General features: G+C 36.9%; 18 protein-coding genes. 3 read left to right on the forward strand and 15 right to left on the reverse strand.

Annotation, left to right across the window (positions count from 1 at the left end):
• From BM137_RS02680 to zwf, 4 genes are all read right to left on the reverse strand, one after another.
• Positions 1-245 (reverse strand): transposase (locus BM137_RS02680; protein ID WP_482156167.1); only part of this gene is annotated, 245 nt, incomplete at its 3' end.
• Positions 246-606: 361 nt separating this feature from the next.
• Complete coding sequence (gene alaS, locus BM137_RS02685; protein WP_092479888.1) at positions 607-3,261, reverse strand: alanine--tRNA ligase; 2,655 nt, start codon at positions 3,259-3,261, stop codon at positions 607-609.
• A 385-nt stretch (positions 3,262-3,646) separates the two neighbouring features.
• On the reverse strand, positions 3,647-4,282 hold the full coding sequence (locus tag BM137_RS02690; protein ID WP_092479625.1) for a YczE/YyaS/YitT family protein: 636 nt from the start codon (positions 4,280-4,282) through the stop codon (positions 3,647-3,649).
• Positions 4,283-4,339: 57 nt separating this feature from the next.
• On the reverse strand, positions 4,340-5,794 hold the full coding sequence (gene zwf / locus BM137_RS02695) for a glucose-6-phosphate dehydrogenase (RefSeq protein ID WP_092479626.1): 1,455 nt from the start codon (positions 5,792-5,794) through the stop codon (positions 4,340-4,342).
• Positions 5,795-5,976: 182 nt separating this feature from the next.
• Between zwf and BM137_RS02700 the strand changes: the two genes are divergently transcribed.
• The gene (locus BM137_RS02700) at positions 5,977-6,933 is read left to right on the forward strand and encodes a diacylglycerol/lipid kinase family protein (protein ID WP_092479627.1); all 957 of its coding nucleotides are present in this window, start codon (positions 5,977-5,979) and stop codon (positions 6,931-6,933) included.
• 39 nt (positions 6,934-6,972) lie between these two features.
• Here BM137_RS02700 and recD2 read toward each other — a convergent pair whose 3' ends face one another.
• Positions 6,973-9,471, reverse strand: coding sequence for an SF1B family DNA helicase RecD2 (gene recD2, locus BM137_RS02705; protein ID WP_092479628.1), 2,499 nt, complete (start codon positions 9,469-9,471; stop codon positions 6,973-6,975).
• A gap of 33 nt (positions 9,472-9,504) precedes the next feature.
• Entirely contained in the window at positions 9,505-10,188 is a 684-nt protein-coding gene (locus tag BM137_RS02710) for a tetratricopeptide repeat protein (RefSeq protein ID WP_092479629.1), read from the reverse strand.
• Between the two features lie 162 nt (positions 10,189-10,350).
• Here BM137_RS02710 and BM137_RS02715 point away from each other — a divergent pair, with 162 nt between their 5' ends.
• Positions 10,351-11,730 carry a metallophosphoesterase gene (locus BM137_RS02715; protein ID WP_092479630.1) on the forward strand — a complete coding sequence of 460 codons (1,380 nt, stop codon included), beginning with the start codon at positions 10,351-10,353 and terminating at the stop codon, positions 11,728-11,730.
• Positions 11,731-11,999: 269 nt separating this feature from the next.
• Here the strand turns inward: BM137_RS02715 and BM137_RS02720 are convergent, their stop codons facing one another.
• The 7 genes from BM137_RS02720 to mnmA all read right to left on the reverse strand — a co-directional run bounded on the left by BM137_RS02720 (position 12,000) and on the right by mnmA (position 20,410).
• On the reverse strand, positions 12,000-12,809 hold the full coding sequence (locus tag BM137_RS02720) for an AbiJ-NTD4 domain-containing protein (RefSeq protein WP_244887631.1): 810 nt from the start codon (positions 12,807-12,809) through the stop codon (positions 12,000-12,002).
• Between the two features lie 476 nt (positions 12,810-13,285).
• Positions 13,286-14,638: an RNA-dependent RNA polymerase family protein gene (locus BM137_RS02725; RefSeq protein WP_092479631.1), complete on the reverse strand. Its 1,353-nt coding sequence runs from the start codon at positions 14,636-14,638 to the stop codon at positions 13,286-13,288.
• Between the two features lie 410 nt (positions 14,639-15,048).
• Positions 15,049-15,216, reverse strand: coding sequence for a hypothetical protein (locus BM137_RS11265; RefSeq protein ID WP_177192480.1), 168 nt, complete (start codon positions 15,214-15,216; stop codon positions 15,049-15,051).
• 1 nt (position 15,217) lies between these two features.
• Positions 15,218-16,255, reverse strand: a complete 1,038-nt coding sequence (locus tag BM137_RS02730; protein ID WP_092479632.1) for a hypothetical protein — start codon at positions 16,253-16,255, stop codon at positions 15,218-15,220.
• A gap of 214 nt (positions 16,256-16,469) precedes the next feature.
• The gene (locus tag BM137_RS02735; RefSeq protein WP_092479633.1) at positions 16,470-16,688 is read right to left on the reverse strand and encodes a hypothetical protein; all 219 of its coding nucleotides are present in this window, start codon (positions 16,686-16,688) and stop codon (positions 16,470-16,472) included.
• Positions 16,689-17,138: 450 nt separating this feature from the next.
• Complete coding sequence (gene spxB, locus BM137_RS02740; protein ID WP_092479634.1) at positions 17,139-18,920, reverse strand: pyruvate oxidase; 1,782 nt, start codon at positions 18,918-18,920, stop codon at positions 17,139-17,141.
• A 365-nt stretch (positions 18,921-19,285) separates the two neighbouring features.
• Complete coding sequence (gene mnmA / locus BM137_RS02745) at positions 19,286-20,410, reverse strand: tRNA 2-thiouridine(34) synthase MnmA (RefSeq protein WP_092479635.1); 1,125 nt, start codon at positions 20,408-20,410, stop codon at positions 19,286-19,288.
• A 293-nt stretch (positions 20,411-20,703) separates the two neighbouring features.
• On the opposite strand from mnmA, the gene BM137_RS02750 reads away from it, so the two are divergent.
• On the forward strand, positions 20,704-21,669 hold the full coding sequence (locus BM137_RS02750) for a glycosyltransferase (protein ID WP_092479636.1): 966 nt from the start codon (positions 20,704-20,706) through the stop codon (positions 21,667-21,669).
• A gap of 83 nt (positions 21,670-21,752) precedes the next feature.
• Here BM137_RS02750 and BM137_RS02755 read toward each other — a convergent pair whose 3' ends face one another.
• Complete coding sequence (locus BM137_RS02755; protein WP_092479637.1) at positions 21,753-22,088, reverse strand: hypothetical protein; 336 nt, start codon at positions 22,086-22,088, stop codon at positions 21,753-21,755.
• Positions 22,089-22,110: 22 nt separating this feature from the next.
• A complete protein-coding gene (locus BM137_RS02760; protein WP_092479638.1) occupies positions 22,111-23,259 on the reverse strand; it encodes a cysteine desulfurase family protein in 1,149 nt (382 codons plus the stop codon).
• Positions 23,260-23,266 lie beyond the last annotated feature (7 nt).

A 23,266-nucleotide genomic window follows, 5' to 3' on the forward strand; every position in this document is an offset into this window, starting at 1 on the left:
CCTGCATTGAAGTATTCTCGAACAATTGTCTCTTTAATTTCTTTACTGTACTGATTGTTTCGAGCTGTGGTTTGTATTCCCGAAAGGCCATGCTCTTGATATCTAAGGACTTTTTGACCGAAGGCCGAATCCGTTAACGATAATCCATGCTCTTTACTTAACTCTTTAAAACTTACACCTTCTTCAAGATATAACAGAATATATCTCTCAAGCTCATCAATAGTATGTTTGCGGTTAGAACGCATAAAAAATCCCCCTAGAGTAGTTTACTTTTTTAAGTGTCTACTTTAGGGGGAGCATATCAAAATACGCGAGCCTTTTATTAAAAATGGTTTTGATTTTATCAGCAATAGCTATTCTTTTATTTTTAGGATTGGGTATTTATGTATTGCTGATGGATATTCAACATAATGGTTTTTATTTTATGAAATAAGAAGAAATACATAGGACATTATTTTTACATAAAGAAACGTGAAGCACTCAAGCTTCCCATAAGGAAAGACACTCCCAAAGCTACTGAACAAATTGTTCATAGTTTTGGGAGTGTCTCTTGTATAGGAGACTTTTTATCTTAGCCTCTCTTATTTGATGCTTAAAACAAACCTGTTAATCGTTGCTTTTTTCTTCTACCCATTCAACAGCTTTAGTCAAAGCATCTTGCAACCCTTCTGGATTCTTTCCACCAGCTTGAGCCATATCAGGACGTCCACCGCCGCCGCCTCCAACAAGAGGTGCGATCGTTTTAATTAAATCTCCGGCTTTCAATCCTTTTTTTACGGTTTCTTCGTCAACAGCCGTCAATAAGTTTACTTTGCCGTCTGTCACTAATCCTAAGACTAATACGTTTGAAGAATTTTTTTGTTTCCATTGATCCGCTAATTGACGCAACTGATTCATGTCTTGTACGTCTACTTTAGCTGCAATAACTGTCAAACCATTCACTTCTGTTGCTGTATTGAAGATATCAGCAGCTTGGTTGTTTGCCAATTTTGCTTGTAAAGATTCATTTTCTTTTTTCCATTCTTTGATCTCAGCTTGTAATTGCTCTACTTTTTTGACAACATCTTTTGGTTGTTGTGCTTTTGTCAGAACGGCAGCCGCTTCTAAATACGTTTGGTTTTCTTTCGTTAAACGATATGCAGCTGAACTGGTAACAGCTTCAATACGACGAACTCCAGCACCAATACCTGATTCAGAAACGATTTTAAAGATTCCGATATCGCTGGTATTCGTTACATGAACTCCCCCACACAATTCGATAGAGTAGTCGCCAACATTTACGACACGCACTTCATTGCCGTATTTCTCGCCAAATAAAGCCATTGCACCCATTTCTTTAGCTGTTTCGATATCTGTTTCAATTGTTTGGACCGGAATAGATGCCCAGATTTTTTCATTGACTGCTTGTTCCATTTGGTCTAACTCTTCTTTCGTGATTTGACCAAAGTGAGTGAAGTCGAAACGCAATTGGTTCGGTGCAACTAATGAACCAGCTTGATTTGCATGCTCTCCTAAAGTATCCTTAAGAGCTTGATGCAGCAAGTGAGTTGCAGTATGGTTGCGTGTAATCATTCGACGTTTTGTCTCGTCAACGACTAGATGATACGTATTTCCGACAGCCAAGTCTTTTTCCACTTCTACAGTATGAAGTGATTGTCCTGCTGGTGCTTTTTGAACTGTTGTTACTTTACCTACTACTTCATCTGAATCGTTCAAAATGACTCCGGTATCCGCAACTTGTCCACCCATTTCAGCATAGAAAGGCGTTTGATCAAAAATCACACGTACTGTTTCTCCTGCTTTTGCAGTATCCGTTAGAGCCGTTTCACCAGCAATCACCGTTAATTTGCCTGTACTTCTTGTTTTATCGTATCCGATAAATACACTTTCTTCTGTCACTTCAGCAAATAAACCAGTTTGTACACCCATTGATTTTTCGTCGCTACGAGCCGAACGCGCACGTTCTCTTTGCTCTTCCATAGCCACTTCAAATCCTTTATGGTCTACAGCTAATCCTTCTTCTTCAGCATACTCTTCCGTCAATTCTACTGGGAAACCGTATGTGTCATACAAACGGAAAATGTCTTTTCCGGCAATTTCTTTTTGTCCATTTTCTTTTAACGTCGTCACTAAGTCATTCAAGATGCTCAGTCCGTCATTGATCGTTTCATGGAATCGTTCTTCTTCTGTACGGATTACTTTAGCAATGAAATCTTGGCTTTCTAATATTTCTGGATAATGGCTCTCCATGATCGTTCCTACAACCGGTACTAATTTGTAGAAGAAAGCTTTATCAATACCTAATTTTTTACCGTGCATAACAGCTCTGCGCAATAAACGACGTAAAACATAACCGCGTCCTTCATTTGAAGGCAACGCGCCATCACCAACCGCAAATGTAACTGTACGGATATGGTCCGCAATTACTTTAAACGAAATGTCTGTTGTCGGATCTTCACCGTATTTCTTCTCTTGGCTCATTTCTTCAACTGTCTTGATGATCGGCATAAATAAGTCAGTCTCGAAGTTTGTCGGTGCATCTTGGATGATAGATACGACACGCTCTAGTCCCATACCGGTATCAATATTTTTGTTTGGAAGCGGTTCATAGGTGTCATCTGGCTTGTGGTTGAATTCAGAGAACACTAAGTTCCAGATTTCCAACCAACGTTCATTTTCTCCACCTGGATAGTTTTCGGGATCGTCTTCAGCTAGATTATTGAAGCTCTCTCCACGATCGTAGAAAATCTCAGAGTCCGGACCACTTGGACCAGCTCCAATATCCCAAAAGTTGTCTTCTACTTCCACAATATGGTCATCTGCTAAACCAACTTTTTCTTTCCACAATTGTTTTGCTTCTTTATCTTCTGGGTATACTGTTACGTATAATTTTTCTGGATCAAGCCCCAACCATTTTTCATCGGTTAAGAACTCCCAAGCCCAAACGATAGCTTCTTCTTTGAAGTAATCTCCAATCGAAAAGTTCCCTAACATTTCAAACAACGTATGGTGTCTAGCTGTTTTCCCTACGTTTTCGATATCATTGGTACGAATACTTTTTTGAGAGTTCGTGATCCGTGGATTATCCGGTACTACTGATCCATCAAAATACTTTTTCAGTGTTGCTACCCCTGAATTGATCCACAACAATGTAGGGTCATCAATAGGAACTAAAGATGCACTTGGTTCAACTTTGTGCCCTTTTGATTCAAAAAATGTTAAAAAAAGCGAACGTACTTCACTGCTTGTCAGTTGTTTCATTTTTTCTACTCCTTCAGTAAATGGTTTATACACGATTTTGAGATAAAAAAAAAGCCCAACCTCCATTGTCAAACAAGGACGACGCATCGCGGTACCACCTTGTTTGCAATGAATGGATCCGACCAATTCATTACCTCTTATAGTCTCGATAACGGGAGAACCGACAATATTTCTACTGTGTTTCAAAAGGGAGCGTCAGATTTTGCCTGCTGGTCTTCTTTCAGCCTGGAAAGACCTTTCTGTAAGTCAAGTTAAAAATCCACATGTCCTTTTGCTAACGTTAAAAGTATAGATAATTTATCGACAAAAGTCAATATATCCTCTTACAAATAAATTAGATCTCAGCAATATCGAAATTTGCTGAGATCTATTCTGATCGATTAACTTATTGAGCGGATGTTTGGAATTTTTCCATGGTTGGTTTCGTGATTTTTTTCGAGAAGAATGAAATCAGTGGACCAGCAAAAAATCCTGTGATAAATGTCGAAATCCCAACAGGTCCTCCAACGAGTAAAGCGATGACTACGATGATAAGATCTTGTGCTATCCGAACAGGCGTATATTTCCATCCCGTTCTGTCAACAACAAGCGGTGCTATGGCATCATAAGGCGAAACCCCTAACTCTGCATCCATATAAACAGCTACACCAAAAGTGAAAACTAATATAGCTGCAATAGTGATGAGGATTCGGATGATAAAACTCATTTCTTCCACCACAAAGAAATTATCAAATAGCGATTTAAAAAAGTCAACTTGGTACCCTACTAATACCATATTGAAAACTGTTCCCCATCCAATCAATGAACGTTTCATAAAAAAGACGATCGCTAAAATAATCAAGTTCACGACTAGTTGGTAATTCCCTAAACTAAACCCTAATAAAGCCGATGCTCCTCTGTTCATTGCCGTAAAGGGATCAAGTCCCATATCCATCGATTCACTCAAAGCAGCACCAAAACTAATAAATGTGATTCCTAAAATGGATGCTAATGCGCGCAAAATAAAATTTTTCCAATTCATAGATTTATTGTCCTCCATATCTGTTCTTTTTACTATTGTTGTATGGCTTGTTCTTCATCAGATACGTTTGACCCATTCATGATGATTCTTAGTTAGTAAATCTTCTGCTTCAATAGGACCAAATGTATTAGCTCTATAATTTGGAAAATCAGGTCTATCCATTTCTTCCCATGCTGCAGCAATACTATCTGTGATGCGCCACTGTTCTTTTATTTCAGTATACGTTGTAAAGTAAGTGCGATCACCTGCCAAAGCATCGTGAATCATATTCTCATACGGATCCGCTACATATTGTTCCCCAAAAGTCTCTTTATCCGGCCCAATAAAAGTAGTGATAGGTTCATAAGCATTATTCGGCATCTTTTGGTTCAGAACTAAAGAGATTCCGTAAGCAGGTTTCGCCATAAAAGACATACGAGAGGCTACATCTGAAGTCACTGCATCGGTAGATTTCAGCATCACATCGATGGCGATGTAATCCTCTATCAAAGCTTTTCCCGTTCTCACGTAAAATGGAACACCTTGCCAGCGTGGCGCATCAACCGTCAATTCTGCAGCAATGTAAGTATCTGTATCACTATCGCTGTCTACATGATCTTCTCCACGATAACTATTGTATTTGCCCTCACTGTCTGCTTTATACTGACCACGAACCACTTTTTGTTCCACTTGTTCTTTGGTAAACGTTGGCACGTTTTTCAGCACATTCAATTTTTCCTCATGAATTGCATTCGCGGTCAATTCGCTCGGTAATTCCATAGCTACAATAGACAAAATTTGGAGCAAATGATTTTGGAACATGTCATATAAAGCTCCATTCTCTTCATAAAAACTTCCTCGTGTACCAATAGATAAATTCTCCGGGAGAGAAATTTGGACGTTTTCGATAAACTGATTGTTCCAGATTCCTTCTATTAAAGGATTGAAAAAACGTGAAGCTAAAACGTTTTGGATAAAGTCCATCCCTGGAAAATGATCCATAAAGTAAATATCTTCTTGATCAAATTCTTTTAAAAGCAGCTTGTGGTACTCTTCAGCAGTTTCTAAACTATCTCCAAATGGTTTTTCAACTATGACTCGATGGTTTCCGCTCAGCTCGGTAATGTGTGCTTTTTGGAGGTTGGTTGTCGTTTCGTCGTAGAGTTCAGGAGCAATAGAATAATAATAAATGTATTCTTCAGGAGTCTCGAATTCTTTTGCAGTCAGTTCCATTTTCTCACGTAATTTTTCTAAGTCTTCCAATTTAATATTGTCGGTCGTTTGGTAACGACAATGATTGAAAAATTCTTCCTCAAACTTTTCAAAATTCGTTCCATTCTCAACAGACGTGCGTGCAAATTCTTGAAACTCTTCGTCCGTCATCTCTTTACGAGACGCCCCTACTAAAGCAAAGTTCTCAGACAACTTTCCTCGTTGATACAATTGATGCAGTGCAGGCAATAACATGCGGCTGCTTAAGTCTCCAGTGGCACCGAATAATACGATCAACCCACCGATTGGTTTTTTAGACATATCTCCTTCACCCTTTCAAATAAATACTTCTATCGAATAAATACATCTTTACCATATCATGAATCAGGTGTTTTACGATGTATTCTGCTCTTAAGTGCAATTTCTTTTTACCCTTATTTCCGTTATAATAGGCAGTATCTATAACATTTTATAAAACATTTTTTGATAAACAGAGGGAATTTATGACAACTATTAATGAGTATCACCTCCTTGTCAATCCGAATTCAGGATCAGGCAAAGGAATAAAAATTGCCCATAAAGCAAAAAAACATTTTGAAAAACAAGGCAAAAAAGCACATCTGTACGAAAGCCAATACCAAGGTCACCTCACCAACATCATTTTGACCCTTGCTCCGACATTAACTGAGGCTGAACATCGAGATGAGCTGATCGTGGTTATCGGGGGCGACGGGACTATCAGCGAAGCAGTAAATGCATTAGGCGATCAATATGCTTCCATTCCATTAGCCTTCATCCCATCGGGTTCCGGGAATGACTTTTCTCGAGGAATTTCGTTTTCTCGAAACCCCAAAAAAGCTCTTGAGCAAATTTTAAACGCCTCTAAACCCAAGCAGATCGATGTCATTGTATATACAAACAACCAGACCGGTGAAAAAAAATACGCTGTGAATAATGTTGGGCTTGGGCTAGATGCTTCCATCATTAAACAAGTGAATCAATCTACTTCAAAAGTAGTTTTAAACAAACTCGGTTTCCATTCTCTAGTCTATCTTTCTGCAGTGCTCTCTCATTTCATCCGCCAAAAACCATTTCCTTTAAAAGTATCAGCTAACGGAAAAATGGAGTCATTTCAGCGAGCTTTTCTAGTAACTGTAAACAATCACCCTTATTTTGGAAGCGGCATTAAGATTTCTCCGAAAGCTAGTGCTTTCAGCGGCGAATTGGACTTGATCGTTTTAGAACGCGTTTCAGGCATGACTTTTCTTACATTATTTCTTCTTGTTTTTACCACTGGCAAACATCTGGAAGATGAAGACGTACACTACTACCACAGTGAAGAATTACGTTTGACTGCCCTTTCTCCTGTTGAAGGACAAAAAGACGGAGAAGAAATTGGATTTGAACCATTTGACATGACTTTAACGACAACCAAAAGACTGTTTTGGTTTGAATCATGACAAAAAGACTTGCCCATTTTTTTATGGGACAAGTCTTTTTTATTGATAAGGTGTTACGCCTTCCATTCCGATCATTGGATCGACTTCTTCATTATTCACTTTTGATATAGTCAATTTATATTCTTTTGGCAATCCATTTTGAGGGGATTCGTTTTCTTGATCCATCGATAGTTGTACAGGTTGGTCTGTAACAGATGAAACAGGTTCTTTTGATTCTGGTACAACGGTGATTTTTGTTGCATTCTCATCCGTTGGGGATTTTATACTCTCTTCTTCACCCATTATCCGCTCTTTCAGCGTTGTTAAACGATCAGCAGAGGACTTCATCACACTTTCGTGAAAGGCTTGCGGCTCACCACATAAAATCAACAATTCGCTGGCTCTGGTGATCGCAGTATACGTTAGATCTCGTCTCAACATTCGGTGATAGTTTTTCACCATCGGCAAGATGACCATTTTAAACTCGCTTCCTTGCGATTTATGGATCGAGCAACAGTAAGCCAACGTAATTTTATTCCATTCGCTCCGTTTATACGTTACTTCATTCGCATCAAAGCGAATCACGATCTCGTCTACTTTGTCTTCTGTTTCTTTTGCGTAAGTGATCCCGACGATTTCACCCATATCTCCATTGAACACATTCATTTCCGGATAGTTGACCAGCTGCAACACTTTATCTCCTATACGATAAACTTTGTTGTTGAAACTGACTTCTTTTCGGCGACCCGTATCATTCGGATTAAAAATGTCTTGCAGCATTTTGTTCAAGGCATCGATTCCTGCAGGACCTCGATACATCGGCGCTAACACTTGGATGTCTTGAGCAGTAAACCCTTTAGCTTTTGCTTTGGTGACAACTTGGCGAATGACTTCTTCAATTTGGAACGTTGAACAATTGAAAAACGAGCGGTCTCTTTGTGGTTTGAGAAAATCAGCTGGCAGTTCACCGTTTTTTATGCTGTGCGCTAAAGTGATGATTGAAGAACCGTCACCTTGTCGATAAATTTCATTAAGTTCCATGCTCGGAACTTTTTGACTGGCCAGTAAATCGTGCAGCACTTGACCAGGTCCAACTGATGGCAGCTGGTCTTTATCTCCTACGAGTAAAACCTGCATGCCGCTTGGAACAGCCCTCAATAATTGATTCGCCAGCCAAGTATCGACCATCGACATTTCATCAACGATCAGTAATCCACCGGACAACTCTTTTTCAGCTTGTTCTCCAGCTTGGTTTTCACTTCCATTCAATCCCAACAAACGATGGATCGTGCTGCTGGGAAGACCGGTCGATTCATTCATCTTTTTAGCCGCTCTTCCTGTTGGAGCTGCCAGCAAAATCGGAAAAGGTTTCTCTTCTGTATAATCTTCAACATCTAAAGACAAACCGTTCAATTCAGCGTATAAGGTAACAATACCATTCAACACGGTTGTTTTCCCAGTTCCTGGTCCACCTGTCAATATGAAAATAGGCGATTGGACCGCTTTTTTGATCGCTTCTTTTTGAGACTTTCCATACTGAATATTGAATGTTTTTTCGACTATTTTGATTTCTTTGTCAATGTCTTGACTGTATTTTATTTTAGAAGAATTTTCCAGCATATGATGAATCGAAGCCGTGATTCCCCATTCAGCGGCATATAATGATCTGATGTACAACTTCCCATTGTCTTCGATCAACTTGTTTTCATCGATCAAATGAACTATTTCATCCGCGACGCTTTCTGGTTCAATTAAAAAGGAACGGCTAGACTCTAATACTTCAATCGTTTTGGTCAATAATTGTTCTGCATACGTATACGTATCTCCATTCGATAAACACAGCTCATTCAGTGAAAATAAAATCGCTGCTTTGATACGCATGGGAGAATCCGCTTTGATTCCTATTTGTTCCGCTATGGCATCAGCTTTTTTGAACCCGACATGCTCAATATCTTCTAACAACTGATATGGGTTTTCCTGGATGATCTCTAATGTTTTCTCTTGGTACGTTTGATAAATACTATAAGCCAACTGACTACCGAATCCATATTGATTCAATCCGATAATGATTTTTTCCATTCCGTTGCTTTGTTGGATCACTTCTACGATCGTGTCTCGTTTCTTTTGATTCAATTGCGGAATCTGTACCAACACATCAGGATCAGCGTTGATACGATCAATGGCTTCTTCTCCCAAGGCGTCTACAATGGCTTCCGCTGTTTTCTCTCCGATTCCCGGAAATTTATCTCCCGACAAATAATGAATCAGCCCTTCAATCGAAGTCGGTTTTTCTTGATGGTAACGAGTAGAAGTAAATTGCATCCCAAATTTCGGATGATCTACTAACTTGCCATAAAAACGGTACACTTCTTCTTCTTGGATCTGACCAAAACTTCCTGTAACAACGATTTCTTGTTCTTTATAGTCGCAATTGGTTTCGGTAATTTGAACTAACAGAACTTTATAAAAGTTCGAGGGGTTTTGGTAAAATACAGCTTTAATCCCTCCAACGATATATGGTTCTGCAGATGCATCAAATAATTCTTCTTGAATATCCAAACTAACTCCACCCTTTTCTGCCTTGTGCTTGATTTATGTCATATCTGTTTCATGGACAAATGACTCGATTTCTTTTAGTTGTTTTATATAGTGCAAAAATGTTTCAGGATCCAGTTCTTTAGCTTTTTGCAGGCATTTTTTGACTTCATCCGGATCTTGTCCGAGCGCTCTTTTTGCCAAAGCGAGTTTAAACCATGCTTCAGCATTCGTGTCGTCAATAGAAACCACTTTGTCAAAATACCGTTCAGCATCACTGAATGATTCTGTCTGCAGCAAACTATTGCCGATCAGCAGCAACACTCTCTTATCCTCAGGAAAATACGTTTCAGCTTCTAATAGATAAGCTATCGCCATTTTCGGCTGTTCCAAAACAAAGTAACATTGCCCAATCATAGCGGCGGCTTCTTTCGCCAACACCGTTTCTTTTTGTTGGAAAACTTTCTGGTAGTTCTCTAACGCTTTGGAAAAATTCTGTTGTTGGTAATGCCAATTTCCATAAGCATATAGATAAGCTTCTTCTGCGCCAAACTTTTCTTTAACAGCGTCTAATACGGCTTTTGCATCTGCGAACTTCTCAGCAGCGATCAACACATTGATCAAATTGTAATAACTCTCTTTTTTATCTGGTTCTTCATCAATGGCTTTAAATAACATCGCAACAGCCTCATTAGCTTGTCCTTTGTTCCATAAAGATAGGGCTTCTTGATTCAAATCCATGCTTCCAGCCTCCCTTAAAACACTCCATTCTATTTTACACTAAAAGTAGCTTTTGGACTACCGTTTGAAAGAGAACTTGTTTCTAAACCATATTTCTATAGTGAGCTCTCTTCATTTGTATTATACTGAACCTACAAACTACGCACTTAAAAGGAGTTCTTTATGACAAAGAAAATAGGGATAAGAATAGGACTTATCTTCTGTCTTTTATTACTTTTTGCTGCATTCAACAGCACAAAAGAAGCACGACCAACTTTGGTAAAACGTGATCCTTTTGTGCCTACTGAATCTCTTACAAAGGATGATTCTATTTGGGTCATTACTGATTTGCACTATTTGTCTCCCTCTTTATCTGACGAGGGCGAAAGTTTTACCTTTATCAAAGAAACTTCTGCTGGAAAAGAATTAGATTACCCTGCACAACGTATGGAAGCTCTTATCTGGCAAATTGAAAAAGAACGTCCAAAGCTTTTACTCGTCAGCGGAGACTTGACATTGAACGGAGAAAAACAAAGTGCTGTAGAATTAGCCGATTACTTCCAACAAATCGAACAATTCGGCACTCAAGTATACGTAATCCCTGGTAACCATGATATTTCAAATGGTTGGGCGAGAAAGTTCGTTGGAGAAGACCAAGAAAAAACGGATCAGATCCTCCCAGAAGATTTTCAATCTATCTTCAGCAACATGGGATATCAAGATGCTTATACCTTAGATGAACACTCTTTAAGTTACGCTGTCCAGCCGTACACGGATTTAATTTTATTGATGCTGGATACCAATGTCTATTCTCAAACAGAAGGCAAAGGCGCACCTCCTTCAAATGGGCGCTTGGAAAAAGAAACGTTGACTTGGATAGAGTCGGTTTTTGAAGACGCCAAAAAATCTGGCGCCACAGTCCTCCCGGTATTGCATCATAATCTGTTGGAACACAATGACTTTATGACCAAAGGATTTACTCTGGACAATAACGAAGAGGTAAAAGCCTTATTCCTAAAATACAATATACCAGTTGTGTTCACTGGACATACTCATGTACAAGACATTGCTCACGAGGAAAACACTTTATATGATGTCACTACCGCTGCTTTTTCGGTTATGACACCAAGCATTGGCAAAGTAACTTTCGACAATAACCAAGTTTCTTATGAGAAACAAGCGGTAGATATGGAAGCTTGGGCATCTGAAACGAATCAAACGGATAACAATTTATTGAACTACACAGATTATGCCACCCATCTATTCGTGGAAGACGGCATCAATATGGGTCTACGTCAAATGATCGAAGAACAATGGCATGACGACAGCTATGCCGAAGAAGTTGGAGCATTTGTAGGAGAAAGCAACCGCCTCTTCTTTAGCGGCGAATCCTCTCAAATGAGCACCAAGGAACTCAAGCTGATGAAAGAATCACAGGGCTACCAATTAATCAAAAAACATTCCAAAGGGTTCTTGCTTCGCTATATGGACAATATTTTAAAAAGTGACGGCCATTCGGATTTGGAATTGAGTGTTCCGTTATTACAATCTGTCGATAACTAATTGATACGTTAGAAATTTTAATTAAGCACTGTAGGAGGAAAAAGATGATCATTTGCTTAGATGGAGCATTTTAAGCTGGAAAAACCACTATAGCTGAGCGATTACACGTAAAGCTAACAGCTTCATTTATTTATAATTCTGAAGACATTATCATGAGATATAAAAGTAATAAAGCCATCCAGTGTTTTTCTCACTCGATGGCTTTTAACATATGTTTTTGTTAATTACTTTATTTTTCAAACTTATTGCATAGCTAAAAAACTTTGCGTTTAATGTAATATTAATTTTATAGATAAGTAATTTATGATGGCAGAGCATGTTGTTAATACAAGTATCGCATCCGAGAGATCTGATAAAATAGTTTTCTCATTACCTGCATGTCTTATACCATTATTACTTGCTAGTCCATACATTGTCTCGAAAGGTTTAATGAACGTTAAATCAATTTCATTATTATGATTATCTATAATTTTCTTGATAGCTACACCAAGCGTATTCTTTTTATTAGGTTGTAAACCTGCCACTTGAATAAAGCAACTTTCAACAGCATTGATTGCTTCTCTAATAACCGAATTGTAATCTGGATTTTCTTTTTCACTTAAATTTGAAATTGCATTCTGAAGATGTGTTTTTGCATATTCAAATGGTGATTCCGAAGCTGAATCTATTGTTAGAATTGAATGCTCATCAGTTATTGGAACAAACTCATTATTCTCCATGAGCCTGTATCCAGATTGTTCTTCTTCTAAAATACGAGTAATTTTTTCTTTTAAATTCTTATATATAAGATTAACTTTAGCAAGTATCTCTATGAGATCATAATACATATACCACTCCAACTCTTCTAGTTTTTGGATTACGTCTTCATGGTAAGTAGTATAATGATGCCTTGATGATAAACTAAATGTTATATTCTCTTTAAAAAATTCTTCAATTAAAAACCGATATAAGTCCCAACTGAATGATTCAGTCCCATAAGTAGAGATCTTTACAGTTTCTTCAAACACTTCATACAAAATATTAGAAAATCTATTTTTCAAACTATCAGATATACTATCTATTAGTATTACATCTTCCATTTTTTTAATCCTAGTCGTTTTGAAAAGAGCACCTGTTCTTCCTCCCCACTTTATAACACTACAATTTCCATTAGTTTGTACTTCATTATCATATTTAAATCCTTATTCCAGAAATCTTAATCAGAAAAAAGCATATACAAATATCGATTAATTAAAAGTAATTGCTCCTGTGTTCCATGCTACTACTAATATAATATAAGTGACGATAATTCACTATTTAAATTGAAATATTATCTAGACTCAAGTGAGTAACTAATTGTACAAACAAATTATCATGTTGAAACAAAATATCAGTCTCAGCTATATAAATTTACAAAAGTTGATACGACAAATGATATATCGATACCAGTAAAATTTTAGATGTTAAACTTTTTGAGGAAATCCAAAGGCTTAAAGAATAAAAATTGATTTCATTGCAATTAAAACTGGATTTTCGAATTCTTAATCTTATAGATTGTTGACTTTCCATAACAAATCTATTTCTCTATTTTTGTGTGTAAATTAACACTTAACCTTTTTTCAATTTTCTTTTTACGATTCTTGATTTGCTGCATCATTAAATTTTCTGTATTAGGAGATAACTTATCAAACTTTTGCTGTGCTCTCCAAGCATAAGAAATAAAATTCCCAAAACTTCCTCGATTTCTACCTAAATCAGTATATAATCCATAGATTTGTTTTCTATAAGGAAGTTTTATTAAAGATTTTTTTTCTTTTATTTTCTTAGCTTTATCAATTAATTGATAGGCTTTCCGGTAAAATTTGTATGGACTTTTCACTCTCATTTCAACTTTTTTTCCATCAAATAAAAATCCAAGATAATCTAAGCGCGAAAATTTTCTCTGATTTATATCAAATAATTGTGAATTTGTATATTCAAACATTCCAGTCTTCTCTTCTTGAATCTCAATTTTATTATTAATAGCGTGAACTCTTACTAATTTCTCTATCTCTTTAAAATCCGTGGCAGATAGTGAAGATATTTTTTGTTCTTTAGGAAGCACTAGTATAAAATCATCTGAATACCTTCTATATAATCCCGAATGCTTATCTGCAATTTCTTTCAATTTTGAATCAAAATTTATAGCATAGATGTTCGCAAAAACTGCACTAATCGCAGTCCCTTGAGGAATACCAAACCCTTTGGTATTTGATATACACTTATACTGGTTTTGAAATTTTCTGAATTCACTTAATTGACTAAAATAACTATTTTTCTTGCTTCTCCTAATTTGTTTATCTGTTCCATACTTTTTAATTAGATGTTCTTTTTCATAGTATCCATATTTAGTAATTGACTTATAGACATTAAACCAATCTCTTTCTAATCTTTCTAAATTAAGCACAGTAAGCAAATTCATTTTTAAATACTTATGATCAATTTGATCAAAAAAATGTGTGAAATCACCAACTAATATATACGACTCTTTAAAATCGACAATTTCATTTATAACTTCAGCAGCAAAATCAATATTAGATTTATATTCTTTATTATTTCTATATGCTGTTGAACATTTATCCATTTCCTTGTTAAACATCCATTGATTATAACAATTGTTTAAATTGTCTGCGTAATATTTATAGATATAGTTATCAAGATGTCCGGCATACATTATATCTCGGGTTTTCAATTTAATAGGCCGGTTGTTCAATTTAGAATTTTTCTCGCCAATATTTTTTTCAAATGATGTTATGTAATGAATAAAAGGTAAAAAGCTATGCTCCGCAATCTTTTTTGGATTGGTAACATAGCTTTCAACAGTCTCAATTTTTACTTTTCGGTCAAAGTGAATATACCTTTTCATTTTATATTTATTAACATCTAACATAGTAGCACCTCTTTTTATGAGCAGAAAGGAACGGCAGATCTGGTTTCTGACAATCGTTCCTTCTGCAACAATCAGCCATAGAACTACATTATTGACTATTTCTATATGTAGCACACCAGAAAGATTTAACTAATCTGTTACAATGTAGTTGAACGGAAGTTAGGAGGGCTTCATCACGTGGATATCACCTTGTTCTTAATTCTCATTCTCACAATCACGTTAATTCAAGAATCATTAATTATTCTTGATATTAACTCAGCACTGCTCTCGTCTAAGTATTTCAGTAAGGAGCTGCTTGACTGTTTCAAACATCGTATACTACTAACGTGGTACTAGTAGGCATTAAATATTATAGCATATTTTTTTGCTAAATATATCTAAGTTGTCAGTTTTAGTTCTTAGATATAATTTTATTTGAACTTATTTTTTGTAATTACTCCCAAAAGTACCGTTCCCGCTAAACCAATTCCTGTACCGACCTTATTCCACTTCTCATTTCTTTTTTTTCTACAATTTTCACATATCTTTTTATCTTCAACTATTTCCTTACCGCATTCTTTACAATGATTCATTTCCATGTTATTTAACCTCCTTTTTATCTGCTATTTCCAAAAAATCAGGCATAAAATACACTTCAAATAACTCCTCGTTCTCATCAAGGAATTTAATAATTGAATCTGAGGCTTCAACAACATTGTTAGATAAAAACTTAAAAGGATTTGTTGGGATCGATAAGTGTTCATCAAGGAATAATGCATCTGTTCCAGAGAAATTTTCGATAATCATTTCTTTAAACTCACAAACAGCGTAATTAAGTACATCAAACTCCCCTAATTCAAATAAAGATGTGATTTGAATACTAAACGCATCCTTCATATAAGAGAGGTTTTCTAAAGCAATCTGCGCAAGCTTGTCTCCCTCTGCAGCTGATATATTACTACTGAAAATAGGAATCTTATTATTTAATTTCTGTGACTCCAATTGAATTTTACTTTCAAGTAATTGGTTTAATAATAAATTTTTAGCATCTGTTGCTTGAGTTAGTGCGTTATGCAGCAATGTTTGTTTTGTTTCAGCATTTTTAGAAAGCATAGCCATCTCATACTTCTCTTTGGCAGACTGGACTTCAGCGTATCGGTTCAAATCAAAATTTCTATTTACACGATTTACTTTTTCACCAAGTAAATCTAGTTGCCGGGTGATCTCTTCTAGTTGCATAGTTAAACCTGCTGTAGCAATTGCAGGACCAAAATTAACAGGTACTTCTTTGATAGGTATATTTTTAAATATTTGTCCTGTTTTAGAATTTACAAATTGAGCATATTTTGTACCAGATTCAGTATATGTACCAAAAGTGATTTCCCCATTAGCTAATTTTACCGCCATTTCTTGTGAGATGTCTAAAGCAATCTCACCATGTAGCTTTAATTCCTCAACAAATATGGGTATATTAGGTAGTTGTGCTACAATTATTGACAACAACTGCAGGTGTCTTTTTTCTTTGTGTTTTTCAAACGGTCGTTTACGAATAGTAACGTTCTTTTCACTGTTGTTATCTTTTAATGTGATTTCTTTTTTAGTTTTAGAGAATTGATTAGCATTTTTTGTAGTTGCCATATTTTACTCCTAAAAAGAATTATTTTAGTTAATTATACAGCTGATATTGTGAATTTACTATAATTTTCCAAACTCTAAGTACTATCGTTTTTTATGCAGTTAGTATTTTAAAGTACATAACGTAACTTATCAAGGTTTCTTTTAGGGTTTGCAAATATTAAAAAGACATCAAACAATTATCATAGTGTTTGATGTCTTTCTCAATTACTCTATTCTATCTCTTTTCTAATGGCAAAATTTCTTCTTCGATCAAGTCAGTAAATTGTTCCCTAACTTCTTTCCAATAAGTCAATTTCTTAACGAGTTGTTCTGAACTCTGTTTATATGTTTCATAATCACTTGTCCGCTTTAACTCATATTCTCCATTTTGACGTTTTTTTGAAGGGTTATAATTTTCTACTACATATTGGAATTCATCGGATTTTAATCCCATCTTTTCAGAAAATTCTTCAGCTAACCTTGGATTCCCTCTACCTAAATCACTTATATAGGAATCAACTTCATTCGAGTTTTATTTGATCTCTTCAAATTTTAAACTGGCATCATTGCTAGGAACAGTTTCTTTTTTATTTAATTTTTTTATAAACTCATTCTTAGAAATTTCAGGAGGAATATGGAGTGGCTTGGAGCCATGAAGAAGGATGCAATGAGAATTACTTAGTGTGCGGCTTCAGCCGTTACACTAAGTTTGAAGCTTGCAAGTCTTGAGACGCTCTTCGGCTCAAGGCGGTCCCATGGCTCTTCCTAAGTCACCCCATAAACCGGAGGAATTTTTTTACCAAGGCTAGAAGATGAAGATCATTTTTTACCTAACAAAAAAAGGCAAGTCACTTTAAAAGCGACTTGCCTTTTTGATTAAACTATCAGTTGCAGTTTAGAAAAATTATTTAGTTGCGATAGATTCTAGACCTTCAGCTTTTAGGTATGCGCTAAATGGTACTAATTCTTCAGCTTCATATTTTTCTTTGTAAGCTTTGATTTCTTCTTCGCTGTAGAAAGCAGGGTCTAATTTCAATGTTTCTACTGGAATTGGACGATCTTTAGTAATTTTAGCATCGATTACTACAGTTTTACCTTCTTTGTTAGCTTTAATAGCTTCAGCCATTACTTGATCCATGTCTTCGATACGGCTTACTGTGAAACCAACAGCACCTTGTGCTTCACCAATTTTAGCGTAGTCTACATCAGTAAATTCAGTACCGAAAGTGTTTGTGTTTGTATCTTCGTATTTGTTCTTAATGAAACCATATTCAGTGTTAGTGAATACTACGTTGATAACAGGCATGTCGTAACGTACGTTAGTTACAACGTCTTGGTAGTTCATAGAGAACGCACCGTCACCCATTAAGTTAAATACTTGACGTCCAGGGTAAACATTATTAGCTGCAATACCACCTGGAAGTGCGATACCCATTGAAGCAAACAATGGAGAAGTTCTCCACATGTTTTTAGGAGTCATGTGCAAGTGACGGATAGATGTTTGAGTTGAGTTACCAACATCAATTGAGTAGATTGCATCTTCGTCAGCATATTTGTTGATAGCGTTGTATACTTGATAAAGTTGTAAAGCACCAGATTCTTTTGTTTCCAACTTAGTCATGTAGTCACGCCAGTTTTGAACGTTTTTCAAGTTAGCATTCCACCAAGCTGATTCTTCAACAGGAGCTACTTTTTCTAGTAATGAATGAACTGCTTCACCAGCATCACCAAGAATAGCAACATCTGCGTTATGACGTTTACCAAGCATTGTTGGGTTGTTGTCGATTTGGATGAATTTTTCAACGCTTCCGAAAGTATTTTCTACTTCAGCAAACGGGAAGTTTGAACCAACGAAAAGAACTGTATCTGCTTCTCTAACAGCTTCGTTAGCTGGTTTCCAACCAACACGGTAAGTTGAACCAGTTAATCCTTCAAAGTCATAGTCGAAAGTTTCAAAGTTTTTACCAGTTGTGATAACTGGAGCTTTTAATTTACGAGACAATTCTTGAACTGCTGGACCATGTCCCATAGTTCCGATACCTGCATAGATAACAGGACGTTTAGCGTTGTTTAATACTTCAACAGCAGCGTCGATATCTGCTTCATTGATTGCAGAAGAAACGTAATCACGGTAGCTGTGACCTGAAGAGTAGAATGCGTCGTTAGCAATTTCGTGGTAACCGAAGTCGCCAGGAACTTCTAATACAGCTACTCCACGTTTAGAGATAGCAGTACGGATTGCGTCGTCGATCAATTTTGGTAATTGTTCAGCGTAAGCAACACGACGGTTGTATACTGCGATATGGTCGAACATTGGGTTTTGGTTTAATTCTTGGAAAGCATCCATGTTTAGTTCTCTTTGAGGACGAGATCCTAAGATAGCTAAAACTGGTGTGTTATCCATAGCTGCATCGTAAAGACCGTTGATTAAGTGAGATGCACCAGGACCACCTGATCCAACACACACACCTAATTTTCCGCCAAATTTCCATTGCATTACAGCAGCCATTGCTCCTACTTCTTCATGTTTTACTTGTAGGAATTTAATATCTGTTTCTTCTTGCTCACCTAAAGCTTCCATCAAAGGAGCCAAAGTTCCTGAAGGAATACCATAAATTGTATCTATTCCCCATCCTGCTAAAACTTTAAGTGAAGCTGTACTAACTTTAGTTTTTCCATGTTCCATTTAAAAAATCCTCCCAGTTTGTTTTCACAAAATAAATGCAACTCTCATTCTAACACTTTTAAATTAAGAATCAAGTATTATTTCTGACAAAATCACATTTTCATAAATAAAACGGTAGTTTTTTAACTAAATCCAACTACTCGCTCCATTCTTTAAACACTGTTTCATTTCTAGTGGAAAACTGTTTAAACATTTTCTTCATTGTTGTACTAAATTCTATAATTGATTCTACTTTATCCATTCATTCTTCAATAAATTTAGTGCTGTTATTAAAGTAATCGACCAAGGAAATGCTGGAAGTAGAAAAGACCGCATAAAGAGAGACCGAAACAAATGTGCTTCAGTCTCTCTTGTTTACTTCGTTATTACACGTAATGCAATTCTTTCACATCACTGTAAGCTTTGTCGATAGTTCCACCACCTAGACATTCGTCGCCATTGTAAAAGATAACGGCTTGTCCTGGAGTGATCGCACGTACAGGTTCGTCAAATTCAACTGTTGCGCTGGTTCCGTCTTCGTTCATATGAACGGTTACGCCTGTATCAGCTTGGCGGTAACGGAATTTAGCCGTACATTTGAACGTACTTGGTGTTTCATCATTTAATGTAAAGCGGATATCAGATGCATCCAAATGAGTCGCATACAACCATTCGTGATGGTAACCTTGTCCAACATATAACGTGTTGGATTTAAGATCTTTACCGATCACGAACCATGGATCATTGGTTTTGCCGCCTCCGCCAATACCTAAGCCTTGACGTTGACCAATCGTGTAGTACATCAAACCATCGTGTTGTCCTTTGATTTCGCCATCAACCGTCACCATATTTCCAGGTTGTGCCGGCAAGTATTCCATCAAGAATTTTTTGAAGTCGCGTTCGCCGATAAAGCAAACTCCTGTAGAGTCTTTTTTCTTAGCAGTCGCTAATCCTGCTTCTTCTGCGATACGGCGCACTTCTGATTTTTCCATGCCGCCTAGTGGGAACATAACTCTAGATAATTGTTCTTGAGACAATTGGTTCAAGAAGTAAGTTTGGTCTTTATTGTTGTCTACTCCACGCAACATATGTGTCACGCCTTTTTCATCGCGTTCTACACGTGCATAGTGCCCAGTCGCTACATAATCTGCGCCTAAGTCTGTCGCATAATCTAAAAAGGCTTTAAATTTGATTTCTTTGTTACACATTACATCTGGATTTGGTGTACGGCCTTTTTTGTATTCTTCTAAGAAATACGTAAAGACTTTATCCCAATATTGTTTCTCGAAGTTAACGGAATAATAAGGAATTCCGATTTGGTTCGCTACAAGAGCTACATCGTTGTAATCTTCAGTGGCGGTACATACACCGAATTCATCTGTGTCGTCCCAGTTTTTCATGAAAATCCCTACAACGTCATACCCCTGCTCTTTTAATAAATGAGCTGTTACTGACGAATCCACGCCGCCGCTCATTCCTACAACAACACGAATTTTGCTGTTGTCTGTCATGTTATCACCATCATTTCAAATAGATTCTGAAATCTTAACGATTTGAAGGTCGTATTTTTCCAGTCTGTTCTATTATACTAACATTTAATAAGAATGCAAGGTATGCTCATAAAAATAATGTTCGTCATCGATAAATTAACTAGTTAAAAAAACTCAGTTTATTTGACAGTGAAAACGTTTTACGGGTACACTTAAGTCAAACAAAAAACATTTGTTTTGCTTTTTCTATCTGCATCGCACCATTCAACCCTTACTATAACTTTCTATTTCCACACAACAAAGGAGGTCTAGTAATGATTTCAATTATTGTGCCCATAAAGAATGCTGAAAAATCCCTATTCAAGTGTTTGCACAGTATCAAAAATCAAACCTTTCGCCATTTCGAGGCCATATTGGTCAACTATGGATCGATCGATAAAAGCGGGGAAATTTGTGAGAAGTTTGCGAGCAACGACTCTAGGTTCCATGTAATTCATCTAGATAGTACCAATGCTTCTAGAGCTAAGAATATCGGCCTTGCTTACGCTCAAGGAGAATATGTCTGCTTTGTTAATGCTGTTGATTGGATCAATGCAGAAATGCTGGAAGAATTGATCAATACGAATAAAATTTTCCAAGGTGATATAGTTACATGCAGGTATTTTGAAGACTCTATCAGTGAGCTGTTTTTGACTCCTGGTCCGGATGAAAACAAAATCATGTCAAAAAACGAGGCTATCCAATTATGTTTATCTCAACCAAGGGTGAACAGTTTTTTAGGAAATAAATTGTATAAGCTGGAACTGTTTAGTTCTTCTCCTGCAGTCCATTTTGATGAAGATATCGAATACTATGAAGATTTGTTAGTAGCTATGCAGCTATTTGATAAAAGCCAACGCATTGTATACAGCCCGCCGCCTCATTACCATTACTATCTCAATCGTCACTTGCCGCTGAATGTGCTTCAAATTAAAGGTAAGCTGGACGGTCTGGTTGCCATAGAAAGAGCGGTCGAGCTGCTTTCAAAAGACCCGTCTGTTGATACAAAGATACTTAAAGATCTTTACATTAAACTGAATCTTTCTTCTATATTTACTTTGCTTACTTTAGAAAATGTAGATTCTTCTTTTATCAATGATTTGAGGCAAAAATTACATGCCTATGGTCTAAACGAGCTCAAAGACTCAGATTTGAAAAAGTGTTGCCAGATTACCCGCAGAAATATAGGTTTAGGCAAAATTTATTGGGACATGTTCTACAAAAAGAAATTAGTAGAATAAAGTTTCCATCAAATCCGTTAATAAATATAAAAGTAGGCATACATCTGGACCGGATCCAACTGTATGCCTGCTTTTTCGATTGCTTAAATTCTTTCTAGAATGCCGCTTTCTACAAACTCCGTTAAAATATAACCGGCACGCTCTTGCGCTTCCGTAAAAGCCTCACCTTTATACAAATTCACTGTACGCAGTCCATTAGCTGTTACTGCAGATAGTTTAAACGTCTTTAAATCGCTGGAAACGCTCATTTTCAACTTCGGACTTTTTGCAGTACCGATTTCTAAATCACGACTGAATTGAAAATTGCCGTTTTTCAGCTGTTCGAAACCATTATCTCTTAGTGTATATTTTTTTACATTAGGGCTCATTTTATAACTGTCTGATGAACCGTCTAATTGATCTTTTTCTAAAAACGCCATTTGCCTACCGCCTTTATTTAAGTTATTTTTTTAATCGTGCGATGCTTTTGATCAACTCTTCAATAAAAATATCCAACTGTTCTTCTGTCGTGCCTAAACCAAAACTGACACGAATCGACTGGCTGATGCGCGGGCTGTCTTCACCGTACATTGCAATCAATACATGGCTAGGATCGATATTTCCTGCTGTACAGGCTGAACCAGCCGACACGGCTATGCCGACTAAATCCAGGCTGACTAATAACTGCTCTGAATGAACGCCTTTGATCCATAAATTTAGAATATGAGCTAAACGGTGGTCAGGAGACCCATTTAATTCATACTCAACTCCTTGAGCTTCCAATTGATTCAAGAAGTACGCTCTTAGAGCTTCATGTTGCATTTTACGTTCTTCTCTATTGGCCTGCATGATCTCTACGGCTTTCTTAAATCCGGCGATTCCAGGAATGTTTTCTGTTCCTGCACGTCTTTTCTGCTCTTGTTCTCCACCTAACATAAAACTAGGCAAATGAATCTTTTCATTGATGTATAAAAATCCGATACCTTTAGGACCATTGATTTTGTGAGCCGATACAGAAAGTAAATCAATGTGGTCGCGTTTTACATCAATATCTTCTGTTCCATAAGCTTGTACGGCATCAGTATGAAAATAAGCTGCAGTTTCGCTTTCGTGGATAATCTCTCCAATTCTTGCAATGTCCAGCAATGTACCTACTTCATTATTACCGTACATGATAGAAACTAAAATGGTATCTGGACGTAAAGCCTGTTGCACATCTTCAGGATTTACTCGTCCTGTTTCATCAACGGGTAAATAAGTGACTTCAAATCCCAATGCTTCCAAATGTTCCATCGGGCGAATGACTGCATGGTGTTCTACCATAGTCGTAATAAGGTGTTTTCCTTCGTGCTGACGTGAAATAGCTGTTTCCATAATAGCGGTATTGTCGCCTTCCGTTCCACCGCTCGTCACGATAACTTCCATCGGTTTAGCACCGATGCTCTTAGCAAAAACCATTCTTGATTGATCCAATATTCTTCTGCTGTCGCGTCCGAATCCATGAATACTTGAGGCGTTTCCGAAGTGTTTGTTCATCATTTCGTACGTTACTTCGGCCACTTCAGGATGAACTGGACTCGTAGCTGCATGATCTAAATAGATTTTTTCCATGTTATCC

This window comes from Desemzia incerta, from assembly GCF_900115825.1.
GTDB classification, from domain to species: domain Bacteria; phylum Bacillota; class Bacilli; order Lactobacillales; family Carnobacteriaceae; genus Desemzia; species Desemzia incerta.